General features: G+C 73.9%; 16 protein-coding genes. 4 read left to right on the top strand and 12 right to left on the bottom strand.

Annotation, left to right across the window (positions count from 1 at the left end):
- Positions 1–207 precede the first annotated feature (207 nt).
- The 4 genes from ACSNN9_RS24525 (at position 208) to ACSNN9_RS24510 (ending at position 5,225) form a co-directional block, all read left to right on the top strand.
- The gene (locus ACSNN9_RS24525) at positions 208–1,656 is read left to right on the top strand and encodes a 3' terminal RNA ribose 2'-O-methyltransferase Hen1 (RefSeq protein WP_436675582.1); all 1,449 of its coding nucleotides are present in this window, start codon (positions 208–210) and stop codon (positions 1,654–1,656) included.
- On the top strand, positions 1,653–4,178 hold the full coding sequence (locus ACSNN9_RS24520; protein ID WP_436675581.1) for a polynucleotide kinase-phosphatase: 2,526 nt from the start codon (positions 1,653–1,655) through the stop codon (positions 4,176–4,178). The genes ACSNN9_RS24525 and ACSNN9_RS24520 overlap by 4 nt, the downstream gene beginning before the upstream one ends.
- A 53-nt stretch (positions 4,179–4,231) precedes the next feature.
- Positions 4,232–4,432 carry a hypothetical protein gene (locus tag ACSNN9_RS24515; RefSeq protein ID WP_436675580.1) on the top strand — a complete coding sequence of 67 codons (201 nt, stop codon included), beginning with the start codon at positions 4,232–4,234 and terminating at the stop codon, positions 4,430–4,432.
- 79 nt (positions 4,433–4,511) lie between these two features.
- A complete protein-coding gene (locus tag ACSNN9_RS24510) occupies positions 4,512–5,225 on the top strand; it encodes a DedA family protein (protein WP_334604555.1) in 714 nt (237 codons plus the stop codon).
- Between the two features lie 58 nt (positions 5,226–5,283).
- Here the strand turns inward: ACSNN9_RS24510 and ACSNN9_RS24505 are convergent, their stop codons facing one another.
- From ACSNN9_RS24505 to ACSNN9_RS24450, 12 genes are all read right to left on the bottom strand, one after another.
- On the bottom strand, positions 5,284–5,661 hold the full coding sequence (locus ACSNN9_RS24505) for an ArsR/SmtB family transcription factor (RefSeq protein ID WP_007073957.1): 378 nt from the start codon (positions 5,659–5,661) through the stop codon (positions 5,284–5,286).
- 57 nt (positions 5,662–5,718) lie between these two features.
- A complete protein-coding gene (gene pyrE / locus ACSNN9_RS24500) occupies positions 5,719–6,258 on the bottom strand; it encodes an orotate phosphoribosyltransferase (RefSeq protein ID WP_436675579.1) in 540 nt (179 codons plus the stop codon).
- 169 nt (positions 6,259–6,427) lie between these two features.
- Positions 6,428–7,237: an SDR family NAD(P)-dependent oxidoreductase gene (locus tag ACSNN9_RS24495; protein WP_436675578.1), complete on the bottom strand. Its 810-nt coding sequence runs from the start codon at positions 7,235–7,237 to the stop codon at positions 6,428–6,430.
- 9 nt (positions 7,238–7,246) lie between these two features.
- Positions 7,247–7,921 carry a hypothetical protein gene (locus ACSNN9_RS24490; RefSeq protein ID WP_436675577.1) on the bottom strand — a complete coding sequence of 225 codons (675 nt, stop codon included), beginning with the start codon at positions 7,919–7,921 and terminating at the stop codon, positions 7,247–7,249.
- 72 nt (positions 7,922–7,993) lie between these two features.
- On the bottom strand, positions 7,994–8,836 hold the full coding sequence (locus ACSNN9_RS24485; protein WP_436675576.1) for a hypothetical protein: 843 nt from the start codon (positions 8,834–8,836) through the stop codon (positions 7,994–7,996).
- A gap of 113 nt (positions 8,837–8,949) precedes the next feature.
- Complete coding sequence (locus tag ACSNN9_RS24480) at positions 8,950–10,518, bottom strand: polyamine aminopropyltransferase (protein ID WP_436675575.1); 1,569 nt, start codon at positions 10,516–10,518, stop codon at positions 8,950–8,952.
- Positions 10,515–11,243 (bottom strand): hypothetical protein, encoded by a 729-nt coding sequence (locus ACSNN9_RS24475; protein ID WP_436675583.1) that lies wholly within the window; start codon positions 11,241–11,243, stop codon positions 10,515–10,517. The genes ACSNN9_RS24480 and ACSNN9_RS24475 overlap by 4 nt, the downstream gene beginning before the upstream one ends.
- 89 nt (positions 11,244–11,332) lie before the next feature.
- Positions 11,333–11,755, bottom strand: a complete 423-nt coding sequence (locus tag ACSNN9_RS24470; RefSeq protein WP_436675574.1) for a DUF350 domain-containing protein — start codon at positions 11,753–11,755, stop codon at positions 11,333–11,335.
- 31 nt (positions 11,756–11,786) lie between these two features.
- The gene (locus tag ACSNN9_RS24465; protein WP_436675573.1) at positions 11,787–12,212 is read right to left on the bottom strand and encodes a DUF4247 domain-containing protein; all 426 of its coding nucleotides are present in this window, start codon (positions 12,210–12,212) and stop codon (positions 11,787–11,789) included.
- Positions 12,209–12,715: a DUF2617 family protein gene (locus ACSNN9_RS24460; protein ID WP_358082789.1), complete on the bottom strand. Its 507-nt coding sequence runs from the start codon at positions 12,713–12,715 to the stop codon at positions 12,209–12,211. Before ACSNN9_RS24460 ends, ACSNN9_RS24465 begins: the two co-directional genes overlap by 4 nt.
- A complete protein-coding gene (locus ACSNN9_RS24455) occupies positions 12,715–13,341 on the bottom strand; it encodes a DUF4178 domain-containing protein (RefSeq protein WP_436675572.1) in 627 nt (208 codons plus the stop codon). The genes ACSNN9_RS24460 and ACSNN9_RS24455 overlap by 1 nt, the downstream gene beginning before the upstream one ends.
- Before the next feature lie 155 nt (positions 13,342–13,496).
- Positions 13,497–13,877: a hypothetical protein gene (locus tag ACSNN9_RS24450; RefSeq protein WP_436675571.1), complete on the bottom strand. Its 381-nt coding sequence runs from the start codon at positions 13,875–13,877 to the stop codon at positions 13,497–13,499.
- Between the last annotated feature and the right edge of the window lie 115 nt (positions 13,878–13,992).

Below are 13,992 nucleotides of genomic sequence, written 5' to 3'. Positions count from 1 at the left end.
GCCCAACCCCGACCGCCCGCGCCCCCACTGGCGCCGGGACCGACACGACCGGACGAACCCGGACCACCACGGGGTTTCCGGGGGAGCCTCGCCCGCGCAGGGATCAAGCCTGACCGCCCGGAGCGGGCGGGGCTCCCCCGGAAACCCCACCCGCGAACGAGCAAAAACGGGACGACGCAAGATCGACGCGGCTGAGACCATGGGCGCGTGCTGCTCACCCTGACCACCACGCACCGGCCGGCCACCGACCTCGGGCACCTGCTGGTCAAGCACCCCGACCGCGCGCACTCCTTCGACGTGCCGGTCGGCACCGCGCACGTCTTCTATCCGGAGGCGGGCGAGCGGCGGTGCACCGCCGCCCTGCTGCTCGACGTCGACCCGCTGCGCCTGGCGGGCGCGCGGGGCAAGGGCCGCGGCCGGCAGCAGGCCCCGACCCCGGACAGCTTCACCCTCGGGCGGTACGTCAACGACCGGCCCTACGCGGCGTCCAGCCTGCTCTCCTCCGCGCTGTCCAAGGTGTACCGCTCGGCCCTGCGGGGCGAGTCCCGTGAGCGCCCCGAGCTGGCCCGTACGCCGATCCCGCTGGAGGTGCGGGTGCCGGTGCTGCGCTGCCGGGGCGGCGCGGACGTGGCGGTCCGGATGTTCGGCCCGCTCGGCTGGGCGGTCACCGCCGCCCCGATCCCGCTCGACGAGCGGCACCCGGAGTGGGGCGACAGCCGGTACGTCGACCTGACGCTGACCGGCACGCTGCGCGTCGCCGACGCGCTCAACCACCTCTACGTCCTGCTGCCGGTGCTCGACGACGCGAAGCACTACTGGGTCGCGCCGGACGAGGTCGACAAGCTGCTCCGGGCCGGCGAGGGCTGGCTGGCCGACCACCCGGAGCGCGACGTGATCACCCGCCGCTACCTGGCGCACCGGCGGGCGCTGGCCGGGCTGGCCCTGGCCCGTCTCGCGGAGCGGCGGCCGACCGACGAGCCGGCCGCCGACGAGGCCGCCGTGGACGAGGCGACCGTGGAGGGCGGGCAGGTCACGGCCCGCCGGGCGTCACTGGCCGCGCGCCGGCGGGAGGCGGTGCTCGGCGCGCTGGTCGAGGCGGGTGCGAGCCGGGTGCTGGACCTCGGCTGCGGCGGCGGTGCCCTGCTCGCCGCGCTGGTCGGCGACCGCCGGTTCACCGAGATCGTCGGCACCGACGTGTCCACGCACGCGCTGACCCTGGCCGCGCGGCGGCTGCGGCTGGACCGGCTGCCCGAGCGGCAGCGGGACCGCATCCGGCTCTGGCAGTCCGCGCTGACCTACCGGGACGACCGGCTGCGCGGGTACGACGCGGCGGTGCTGATGGAGGTGATCGAGCACGTCGACCCGCCCCGGCTGCCGGCCCTGGAGGACGCCGTGCTCGGTCACGCCCGGCCGGCCACCGTCGTGGTGACCACGCCGAACGTCGAGTACAACGTCCGCTACGAGGGGCTGCCCGCCGGGCGGTTCCGGCACGCCGACCACCGCTTCGAGTGGACCCGCGCGGAGTTCGCCGCGTGGGTCGACCGGGTGTCCACCACGTACGGCTACACCGCCGCGATCGGCGGGATCGGCGACGACGATCCCGAAGTCGGCACCCCGACCCAGCTCGTCGTGCTGACCCGGAAGGAGAACCCGTGACCACCCTCGACATCCCCGAGCTGGCCCTGGTCGCACTCGTCGGCGTCTCCGGCTCCGGCAAGTCCACCTTCGCGCGCCGGCACTTCGCGCCCAGCCAGGTGCTCTCCTCGGACGCGTTCCGGGCGATGGTCGCCGACGACGAGAACGACCAGTCCGCCTCCGCCGACGCCTTCGACGCCCTGCACCACGTCGCCGCCACGCGGCTGCGCCGGGGTCGGCTCACGGTGGTCGACGCGACCAACCTCCAGCCGCACGCCCGGGCCGCCCTGGTGCGGGTGGCCCGCGAGCACGACGTGCTGCCGGTGGCCGTCGTGCTGGACGTGCCCGAGGCGCTGGCCTGGGAACGCACCGAGGGCCGCGCCGACCGCACCTTCGGCCGGCAGGTGCTCGCCCGGATGCAGCGCGACCTGCGCCGGTCGTACGGGCAGCTGGCCCGGGAGGGCTTCCGCAAGGTGCACGTGCTGCGCGGTGTCGAGGAGATCGACGCCGCGGAGGTCCGCTACGAGAAGCTCTTCAACGACCGGCGGGAGCTGACCGGGCCGTTCGACATCGTCGGCGACGTGCACGGCTGCCGCGCCGAGCTGGAGGCGCTGCTCGTCCGGCTCGGCTGGGAGCTGCGCCACGACGAGCGGGGCCGGCCGGTGGACGCCACGCACCCGTCGGGGCGTACCGCCGTCTTCGTCGGTGACCTGGTGGACCGCGGCCCGGACTCCCCCGGCGTGCTCCGCCTGGTGATGGGCATGGTCGCCGCCGGGCACGCGATCTGCGTGCCCGGCAACCACGAGCAGAAGCTGCTGCGCCGGCTGCGCGGCCGCGAGGTGCGGCTCACCCACGGGCTGGCCGAGACGATGGAGCAGCTGGCGGCGGAGCCGGACGCCTTCGTGGCCGAGGTGGCGACCTTCATCGACGGCCTGGTCAGCCACTTCGTGCTGGACGGCGGCCGGCTGGTGGTCGCGCACGCCGGGCTGAAGGAGGCCTACCAGGGCCGCGCGTCGGGCCGGGTGCGCTCGTTCGCGCTCTACGGCGAGACCACCGGCGAGACCGACGAGTACGGGCTGCCGGTGCGCTACCCGTGGGCGCGGGAGTACCGGGGCTCGGCGATGGTGGTCTACGGGCACACCCCCGCCGCCGTGCCGGAGTGGGTGAACAACACCATCTGCGTCGACACCGGCTGCGTCTTCGGCGGCCGGCTCACCGCGCTGCGCTACCCGGAGAAGGACCTGGTGTCGGTGCCGGCGGAGCGGGAGTGGTACGCCCCGGTCCGGCCGCTGGCCGCCGCTCCGGCCCGGCCCGACCAGGTGCTGGAGCTGACCGACGTGACCGGCCGACGGCACATCGAGCACGCGTACGGGTCGCTGACCGTGCCGGCGGAGAACGCCGCCGCCGCGCTGGAGGTGATGAGCCGCTTCGCGGTCGACCCGCGCTGGCTGGCCTGGCTCCCACCGACGATGGCGCCCTGCTCGACGGCCACGGCGGGCGGCTTCCTGGAGCACCCGGCGCAGGCGTTCGCCGACTACCGCGCGGCGGGCGTGGACCGGGTGGTCTGCGAGGAGAAGCACATGGGCTCGCGGGCGGTGGTGCTCGTCTGCCGGGAGCCCGACGGCGGGTCGTTCGGTCCGGGCGGCGGGGTGGTGCACACCCGCACCGGTCGGCCGTTCTTCGGCGCGCCGCTCGACACGGAACTGCTCGACCGGGTGCGTGCGGCGGTCGGCGGGGCGGGGCTCTGGGACGAGCTGGGGACCGACTGGCTGCTGCTCGACTGCGAGCTGCTGCCCTGGTCGGCCAAGGCGGGTGGGCTGATCCGCGAGCAGTACGCCGGAGTCGGCGCAGCCGGTCGAGCCGCGCTCCCGGCGGCGCTGGCCGCGCTGGAGGCCGCGGCCGGTCGGGGCCTGCCCGTGGACGCGCTGCGCGACCGGACGGCCCGACGCCGGGACGAGATCCTGGCCTACTCGGACGCCTACCGGGCGTACGTGGGGCCGACCGACGGGCTGCGCGGGGTGACCCTGGCCCCGTTCGCGGTGCTGGCCGGCGCTAAGGCCAGCTACGCCGACCGGGACCACGGCTGGCACCTCGGGCTGGCCGACCGGCTCTGCGCCGCCGACCCGGAGTTCTTCACGCCGACCCGTCGGCAGGTCGTCGACCTGGCCGATCCGGCCGCCGAGGCGGCGGCCACCGAGTGGTGGCTGGCGCTGACGGCGGCCGGGGGCGAGGGCATGGTCGTGAAGCCGTACGCCGGCCCGGCCGCCCGGACCGAGCGGGGCTCGCTGCTCCAGCCGGGCATCAAGTGCCGGGGCCGGGAGTACCTGCGGATCATCTACGGCCCGGGGTACGACGAGCCGGAGCAGCTCGCCGCGCTGCGTCGCCGGTCGCTGGGGCGCAAGCGGGGGCTGGCGCTGCGCGAGCACGGGCTGGGGCTGGCGGCGCTGGACGCGCTGGTCGCGGGTGCTCCGCTGTGGCGCCGGCACGAGCTGGTCTTCGCGATCCTGGCCTGCGAGTCCGAGCCGGTCGACCCCCGGCTGTGACACCCGGCGCCGGCGCCGTCGGCCGTCGGTGGCCGCGGGTAGGGTCGCCGGCCGTGACCTACGAGGCGTTCTACGAGCCGGCCGGGCGGTTCGGGTCCACCCCGGCGACCGCCGGCCCGTGGGATCCCGCCGCCCAGCACGCCGGCCCGCCGTCGGCCCTGCTCGCCCGGGCGCTCGCCGGCCACGACCCGGTCGACGATGCGGACGCTCGTCGTCGCACCCCGCTGAGCCGGCCCGGCAGCGCACCGGTGTGACGTCGAGCACCGGCACCGCGGGCAGCCACCTAGACTACGGACGTTCCGTCACCGACCGGCATACATCGGAGGTCGCCTCGTGCCGACGCCCACCACCACCCTGGCCCTGGGGCCGAGCTGGCTCGATCCAGAGGTGTTGATCTCGACGTTCGGGCTGATCGGCATCCTGGTGATCGTCTTCGCCGAGTCCGGCCTGCTGATCGGGTTCTTCCTGCCGGGCGACTCGCTGCTGTTCACGGCGGGGCTGCTCACGGCGGACGGGAAGTACATCACCTACCCGCTGTGGCTGGTCTGCCTGCTCATCACCATCGCGGCGATCGCCGGCGACCAGGTCGGGTACGCGTTCGGCCGCAAGGTCGGCCCGGCGCTGTTCCGCCGGCCGAACTCGAGGCTGTTCAAGCAGGAGAACGTGCTTAAGGCGCACGAGTTCTTCGAGAAGTACGGCGCGCGCTCCATCGTGCTGGCCCGCTTCGTGCCGATCGTGCGGACGTTCACGCCGATCGTCGCCGGGGTCAGCCGGATGAACTATCGCACGTTCGTGATCTACAACGTGATCGGCGGCGTGCTCTGGGGCACGGGCGTGACCGTGCTCGGCTACTTCCTCGGCCAGATCCCGTTCGTCAAGGCGAACATCGAGATGATCCTGATCGGCATCGTGCTGATCTCGGTCATCCCGATCGCCGTCGAACTGCTCCGGGCGTGGATGGCCGCCAGACGTGGCACCACCCCGCAGGAGCGGGCCGCCGCCGAGGAGGCGATCCGGGAGACCCGCGAGCACTACGGCAAGCACTGACCGACCGGCCGTCCGGCGCCGTCCCCGGTCGGGGATGGCACCGGACGATCGGTGAAGGTCAGCGCGCCTTCTTGGTGGCGCGCTTGCGCGGCGGGGTCAGCAGATCGGCGATCGTGGCGATCGCCGTCGGCACCAGCCGGTAGTAGGCCCAGACACCGCGCTTCTCCCGCTCCAGCAAGCCGGCCTCGGTGAGGATACGCAGGTGGTGACTGACCGTCGGCTGCGAGAGGCCGAGGGGCGCGGTCAGGTCGCACACGCACGCCTCGCCCTCGGGCGCCGACTGGATCAGGCTGAGCAGCCGAAGTCGAGCGGGGTCGGCGAGGGCCTTGAGGACCCCCGCGAGACGCTCGGCATCGGCACGTTCGATCGGCTCGCCGGCAAGCGGCGAGATCTGAGGCATAGTCATTTCAGCCAACGCAGTTCCCACGTATTCCATCCTTCCACCAGCAGCATCGATCCGCCTGCATATCGGCGGATCCGAATCGGCAGACTTTTACGCCACAAGGCCGAGGTCAGCCAACGTATAGGCCGCCCGATACGGCAGTCCGGCGGCTCGCACCGCGTCGCCGGCGCCTCGATCAACAATAACCGCCACACCCACGATCTCGGCCCCTACCTCGCGAAGGGCCTCGACCGCCGTCAACACACTTCCCCCGGTGGTGGAGGTGTCCTCCACCGCCAACACCCGCCGGCCGGTCACGTCCGGCCCTTCGATCCGACGCTGGAGCCCGTGCGTCTTGCCTGTCTTGCGAACCACGAACGCGTCCACCGGGCGGCCTGTCCCGGACGCGGCGTGCACCATCGACAGCGCCACCGGGTCGGCGCCGAGGGTCAACCCGCCCACCGCTTCGTATTCCCAGTCGGCCGTCAGGTCACGCATCACGCGCCCCACCAACGGAGCGGCCTCGTGATGGAGCGTGACGCGACGTAGATCGACGTACCAGTCGGCCTCGCGACCCGAGGAGAGCACTACCCGGCCGTGGACCACCGCCAGGTCAGTGATGAATTTACGCAGGTCGTCGTGGTCCCCCATGCCGATAGAGGGTACTGCTCAAGTCTGGGAGTCGTGTGTGGGGTCCACCCGGGTCAGCCCTGGGGGCGACCGACGGGTGGCGATGCCTGGCTACGCTGAGCGACCGTTCAGCCGGGCAAAGCGGGCAATCGACGAGGGTCGACGGGGCGAGCCGGCCCCGATCGGGCACTCAGCCGGCGTCGCGGCCGATCCGGCCGCGGGTGTCCCGGGACACCCGCTCCAGCAGCCGCCGGGGCGCGTGCCGCAGGCCCGCCACGGCGAGCTTGTACTTCCACGCGGGAACGCTGACCAGCTTGCCTTTCCGCAGGTCACGAAGGGCTTCGTCGACCACGTCGTCGGCCCGCAGCCACATCCACTCCGGCGTCTTCGACATGTTGATGCCGGCGCGCTCGTGGAACTCAGTACGGGTGTAGCCGGGGCATAGCGCCATCACGCGTACGCCGAAGGGCCGGGCGGACTGGCCGACGGACTCGCTGAAGTTGGTGACCCACGCCTTGCTGGCGGAGTATGTCGATCCCGGCATGACCGCGCCGAATCCCGCAACCGAAGAGACATTTATCACTGCCCCGGAGCGCCGCTCGGTCATCGGACGCAGGGCGGCGAGGGTCAGCCGCATCACGGCGTGCACGTTGAGCCGCAGCAGCCGCGCCTCGTCCTCGGCGGACGACCGCAGGAACGGGGTGTTCAGGCTGATCCCGGCGTTGTTGACGAGCAACCCGACCGGTGCCCCCTCGGCCAGCCGCCGCTCCACCGTCGCGCAACCGTCGTCGGTGGACAGGTCGGCCGGGAGCGTCTCGACCTCCCGGCCGTGCCGCCCGGTCAGCTCGGCGGCCGTCGCGGCCAGCCGGGCCGCGTCCCGGGCCACCAGCACCAGGTGCCAGCCGTCGGCAGCCAGCCGGCGGGCGAAGGCGGCGCCGATGCCGGCGGTCGCTCCCGTGATGAGGGCCCGCCGCTCGCTGGTCGACTGGTCGAGCGTCACGGGCGGTCCTCACCTCGGCTGGTGCGGGGGCGCGGGCGGCGCCCAGGGCGGCTGGTGCGGGGGCTGAGCGGGTGGCGGCGCGGGGAACGCCGGAGGGTGGTGCGGGGTGGACGGCGCGGGCCGCCGGCGGAACCAGGCGCTCGCCGCCGGCAGTGCCAGCAGCACGGCTACCACAAGGTAACCGAGCACCTGGCCGACGGAAAGACCCGCGCCCAGCGGGATCCACCAGGACGGGTAGGCGTCGGCGAGGATGCCGAAGAGCTCCGCCGTCGCCCGGTCGTCCTCACCCGACCCGAGCGGGGTGGCACGCTGGCCGACCACCAGCGCCAGCCCGCAGCACCCGGCGATCAGCCCCAGCCCCGAGACCACCCAGGTCGCGGTGCGGGCGCCGTCCCGCCCGGCCCGCAGGCCGAGGGCGAGACCGCCGAGGAGCAGCCCCGCGAGCAGGCTCACCACCGCCGTCAGCACGGTGGACACGCCCAGCAGGGTGACCATCCGGTCGATCTGGTCCGGTCGCGCCGAGGTGCCGTCGGCGGCGACCCGGAACCGGTCGACGGTGCCGCCCCGCGTCGCCACACCGGCGGCGGCGTACGCGAGGGCGGCGACCGCCATCAGCGCCAGCACCGCCACGGCCGCCGTGACCACGGCCGGGCGGCGGGCCGGTGCCCTATCGGGGTACGACACGACGGGTCCCTCCGGTAGGCGTCAAGTGGCAACCTACTCGGAGGGACCGTCGGCGTCGCTGTCGTCGACCGGTCAACTCACCGGCGGCGGGGTCGGGCCGGGACGGTCCGATCCGGGCTGCTCGCCACCCGGGTTCGACCCAGGCTGGCCACCGCCGTACGGAGCGGACGGCGGCTGGCTGCCCGGGGCCGGCGGGTAGCCCGGCTGGTCGGGGGCCTGCGACTGTCCCGGCGTCGACGGATACCCCGGCGTGGGCGGGTAGCCGGGCTGGCCGGCCGGGCCGGTCTGCGGGTAGCCGGGCTGTCCGGTCTGCGGGTAGGACGCGCCCGGGACCGGCGGCTCCCACGCCTGCTTCGGCTTGCGGAAGAACTCGTTGGCCTTCGGCAGCGCCAGCAGGATCAGCGCGGCGAGCAGCGCGAGCAGTCCGAGCACGCCGAGCAGCGTGGTGACCGGGTTGAACCAGCTGGGCAGCGCCTCGTCGAGACGGCGCTGGATCTCCTCCGGGCTCGGCCCGTCGCCGGTCGTCTGACCGGTGCCCATGCCACCGCCCAGGCCGCTGGCCAGCCCGCCGCCCGTGCAGCAGACCATGATGCCGCCGAGCACCCAGGTGGTGATCCGCGACCCGTTGCTGCCCCGGTTGTTGAACACCCCGAGCACGGCCAGCACGACCGCGATCAGCAGCACGAAGACGGCGCCACCGATGGTGATCATCGTGGTGATGTCCGCCAGGTTCTGCGTGCCGTTGGCGTCGGTGCCCCGGTATGCGTCGTCGAGCACCTCAGAGATGGTGCCGACGGTGGCGAGCGTGATGATGAGGCCGATCAGCTGGGTGAGCGCGAACAGCCACAGCAGATACGTGGAAATGGTCACCACACCCGGCCGGGTGCGGGCCGGCGTGTTGTGGGAATCGACCATGATTCTCCTTCCCTAGATCGCGGTCACACCGTATCCAGGTCGAGCCACTCGGGCACGTCAGACGGACACCGACCCGCCGGACGGCGGGCGACCGGCGGGCCGCGGGCGGCGTGTCAGTAGCCGCGCCACTCCGCGCGGGCGTACTCCAGCACGCGGGGCTGGAGCAGGGTGGAGGCCGGCACGTCCACCCGGCGGCGGTCGGCGGGGAAGGACCCGGCGGCGGAAAGCGTCGCCACGTCGAGGAAGCGCAGCGCGGGCGCGTCCGGCGGCAGGGCCAGGGCGGGCGCGGTCGGGCCGGGGGCGGCCAGCAGGAAACCCCAGTCGCCGAAGGACGGCACGTCCACGTGGTACGGCGTGGTGGCGAAGCCCGCCTCGCGCAGCGACGCCTCGATCGACCAGTACGACCGGGGCGCGAAGTACGGCGAGCCGGACTGCACGACCAGCCGGCCGCCCTCGGCGAGCACCGCCCGCACCAGCGCGTAGAACTCGACCGTGTAGAGCTTGGCGGTGGCCGTCTCGTCCGGGTCGGGCAGGTCGGCCACCACCGCGTCGAACCGGTCGGCGGCGGTACGCAGCCAGGAGAACGCGTCGGCGTGCACCACCCGCACCCGGGGATCGTCGAGCGCCCCGCCGTTGAGCCGGCGCAGCTGCGGCTCGCTGCGGGCCAGCGCCACCACCGCCGGGTCCAGGTCCACCACCGTGATCCGCCGGACGTCCGGGTAGCGCAGCAGCTCGCGTACGGCGAGGCCGTCCCCGGCGCCGAGCACCAGCACCTCGCCACGCGGGCCGTTCAGCACCGGATGCACCAGCGCCTCGTGGTAGCGGTACTCGTCGACGGAGCTGAACTGGAGGTCGCCGTTGAGGAAGAGCCGCAGGTCGGTGCCGGCGCGGCCGGTCTCGGCGACCGAGCGGGTGAGCACGATCTCCTGGTACCGGCTGCGCTCGGCGTGCACCACCGGATCCCGGTAGAGCTGCTGGCGGGCGGTCAGCTCGAAGTCGTGCGCGGTCACCCACGCGTACCCGAGGCTGAGGAAGACCACGACGCTTCCGGCGCCGAGCGCGACGCGGGCCCGGCGGCTCAGCTCGCGACGGAAGACCGTGCAGACCAGCGCGAGACCGGCGACGGCGTTCACCGCGCCGACCACCAACGCCCCCTTGAGCTGGCCGAAGACCGGCAGCAGCAGGAACGGGAAGGCCAGCCCGCCGAGCAGCGCGCCGACGTAGTCGGCGGCGAACAGGTCGGCCACCGCGCTGCCGGCGGCCTGCTCCCGGATGCGTTGCAGCAGCACCATCAGCAGCGGGATCTCCGCGCCGATCAGCAGACCGAGCACGAAGGCTGTGCCGATCAGCGCCGGGCCGTAGAGGTCCAGCCACGCGAAGGCCGCGTAGAGGCCGAGCACGGAGAGGCCACCGAGCAGGGCCAGGGCCAGCTCGATCGCCGCGAACGCGGCGGCGGCCCGGGGCTGCAACGGCTTGGCGGCGAGCGCGCCGACGCCCATCGCGAACACCATCACGCCGAGCACGATCGACGCCTGCCCGACCGTGTCCCCGATCAGGTAGCTGCCCAGGGCGACCAGGGCCAGCTCGTAGACCAGGCCGCAGGCGGCGCAGACGAAGACCGCGACGAGCACCGCCGCGCGGGACAGCCGCCACCGCGCGGGTGCCGGCGCGTCGACGGTCACCGACCCTCCGGCGTACGCCCGGCGGCCCTCACCCGCGCGGTCCCCTGCCCCTCGGCCTCCTTGCGGCGCTGGCGGCCGCGCTGCCAGAAGCCGACGGCGAACAGCAGCGCGGTGAACAGCAGCAGGCCGAACGCGGCGAGGAAGTAGCCCCAGCGGTCACGCCAGAGGTCGCTCCGAATTTCCGGCAGCGGCGACGGCTCGGCTGTCGCGGCTGCCGGGGTCGGAGCCGGCTCCACCACCCCCGCCTCGGCGGCGAGCAACGGCAGCGAGACGGCGGCCCGGGTGACGGCCCAGCCCGGCTCGTCGACGAAGGCGTCCTCGGTCAGCCCGAGCCGTTCCAGCCCGTCCTGCATCCTCAGGCGGGCCGTGGCGGAGACGTCGTCGGACGTCTCCACCCTGATGCGGGCGAAGTCGTTGCTCTCGCTGCTCTCCGAGGTGTAGGCGACCCGCGCGACCACCTGCACCCAGCGCGGGCAGGCGGCGTTCTCCTCGACCGCCACCCCGTCGCCGAGGTTCGACCCGACGCTGAGATCGGTGTACCGGTAGTAGTCCTGGAGCACCCAGCCGTAGCAGATGCCCTGGCTGTCGCTGGAGCGTTGGAGGATGGGCACGGTGTCGCCGCGTTCCTGCGCCGTCGGGGGCAGCACGTCGTCGCCTCCGTCGTCGCCGTTGACCACGCCGATCCCCACGCAGCACAGGAAGAACCCGGCGACGACCGCCCAGATGATCCAGCTGCCGCTCTTGGTCGCGCTGCCGCTCTTGGTCGCGCTTCCGCCCGCCGGTGGCTGCCCGGCGGGCTTCTTCGCCGTGGCCATCAGCTGATCGCGGCGGCGATGATCGCGCCGGTGGCGAGGTGCACGACGGCGGAGACCCAGACCGCCGGGTGCGGCTGCTGGTCGACGAGGATCTCGCCGAGCCTGCCCGGCGTCGCCACGTCGAGCAGCACGAAGGCCGCCGCCATGATGACCAGGCCGAGGATCCCGTACGCGGACGCGCCGACGATGCCGAGCGCGAAGTCGTCGTCGCTGGCGGCGATCGCGGCGACCACGATGATGCCGACGCCGGCCAGGTTGGAAGCGAGCAGCAGCGCCGCGTTGCGGTTGCGCTCGGTCCAGATCAGCTGGTTGAGCCGGCCGGGGGTGGCGAGGTCCACCAGGACGTAGCCGATGCCCATCAGCAGGACGCCGACCGCCCCGTAGGCGAGGGTGACCAGCAGATCGGTGACGAGGGTCTGCACAGGAGGCTCCAGGGTGAGGGGGGTCGGTGCGTCACTTGCCGCTGCCGGGGCCGCCGCCCCGGACGGTGCTGCCACGGCCCCAGCCCCAGTGGGAGCCGACCGTGGAGTGGTAGCGGGGGTAGGCGGTGCTCATGCGCTCCAGCAGGATCACCGAGCCGGCGGCGATCGGCAGGATCACCACCGAGTCGTCGTCGTAGCGCAGGTAGACGCCGCTGCCGTCGACGTACTGGTCGGCGGGCTGCCACGCGTCGGTGACCTCCTTCGCCACCTGACTGGGCGAGCGGGGCGAGGTGTAGGCGACGGCGTTGCGGCCGATGTCGTGGCTCGCCGCCCGCCTGTACCTGTCCTCCACGTAGCCGCGCGGGGAGAAGCTGCCGTAGAAGATGGCGAAGGCGGCGACCAGGGCGCCGATGACGGCGAACGCCACCCCCACCACGAACCAGCGTCGGTACGTCATCGCAGTGCCACCACCGTCTCGGTCAGGACCAGCTCGTTGGTCTGGGGATACGCGTGCCAGGTGCGCCAGGCGAGGGTGCCGGCCGGCGGGTCGGGGCGGACCGCCAGCGCGGTCACCGCGTCGGCGTCGCCGGGGAACACGCCCACCAGCGCGTACGGGTCGTCGGCCAGGTCGGCCCGGAGCGCGGCGACCTGTTCGCTGAGCCCGGTGCCGGCGGGCCGCAGCACGGTCGCGGTGAAGTGGTAGCCGCCCGCCTCGTCCCGCACCGCCGGCGGCAGCTCGGGCGGGCGGCCGGGCAGGCAGGCGACCGTCTCGGTCAGCGTGGCGCCGGGCGCGTGCAGGACCACCTGGTGCGAGGCGCCGAGCAGCCGCAGCCGCAGCCGGACGTCGCCGGGCAGGTCGAGGTCGAGCACGTGCAGCGCGGGCCGCTCGACGTCGTCGAGCGCGAGGCTGAGGTCGGCGGCGCTGGTGTCGACGTACGGGGCGTCGAGGGTGACGAGCATCAGCCCACCTCGGCCTGCGGGTAGATCATCACGTCGCCGCGGTGCAGCAGCTCACCGAGCGCCACCTCCCAGCCCGCCTCGCCGTACGCCTCGAACGAGAGCCGGGCCCCGCCGGGCGCCTGGTAGTCGTGGTACCGCATGGTGCCGGTCGGGTCGAGACCGGTGTTGCCGACGGCGGTGTAGCGGGCCTGGCCGGACTCGTTCCAGTTGTAGCGGCGGCCGGCGAAGTCGATGGTCGGGGCGCCGGGGGTGACGGTGGCGCCCTGCTCGGCGCCCCAGAGCACCAGCTCCAGCTCCGGGTCCTCCTCGACGGAGAGCCAGCGCCGCACGCCGGCGGCGTCGTCGAGCAGGTGCTCGGCCCAGCTCCAGCCGCCCTCGACCAGGCGGATCGAGCCGCGCACCGCGTACGACACGCCCCGGATCTCGACGATGTCGCCGGGCTTCAGGCGGCGCGGGTCGCCGCGTAGCGCGTCGGCGTCCCGGTCCCGCAGCGGGTCGCCCGGTCCCTTGGCCCGTTGCTGCGGGCGGGAACGCGTCCGGTTCCAGGCCACCGCGGCCACGACCAGACCCGCCACTCCGACCAGACAGCCCATCGCCGCCAGCACGTATGCGATCGTCCCGCTCATCCCGACCACCTCCCCAGGTACGTCGGCGCAGACGGTAACAACCCCGCGCACCTGGGGAAACACGCTGTCGCCTGAGTGAGGGAACAGTCACTGGGCGTGCCCTGCGCCGGGACCGTCCCCGGCGTGCCCTCCGGCCCGTTCCCGAGGGCCGGGGGTCAGCCCCGCCAGAGGTGCTCGGTGGCGTACTCGCGCAGGGTGGTGCGACCCATGACGCAGCCGGTGAAGGTGCCGATCTCGGCCGGGTCGTCGCGCAGCGCCGCCCAGGCGGCCCGCCCGGCCGACGGGTCGGCGCGCTCCAGCAGCGTGGCGGCGTAGACGCGGCCGGCCGGGGTGGCCTCGGTGAGCAGCCGGTCGAGCTGCCCGCGTACGCCCCCGGGGTCCTCCGCGAGCGCCGCCTCCACCCGCCGGTACGCCTCGGTCACCGGCAGCAGCGTGCCGGCGATCCCCACCCCGCCGAACGCCACCGTGTCGGCCTGCCGCAGCTCGTCGAGGGCCGCCTCGACCTCCCGGTCCCGTTTCTTCCCGATCCCGAACATGCCCTGTTCCTTCCCCGCCGCACCCCCGCCCACCCTGTCGATCAAGAGGTTCGCGCCCTCGGCCGGTGTTGCCGGGGCGCAAACCCCTTGATCGTCGCGGAGCCGCCCCCGCCGG

The organism is Micromonospora sp. URMC 107, assembly GCF_051386315.1.
Taxonomy (GTDB): Bacteria; Actinomycetota; Actinomycetes; order Mycobacteriales; family Micromonosporaceae; genus Micromonospora.
This window is presented reverse-complemented; position numbering and strand designations above follow the sequence as displayed.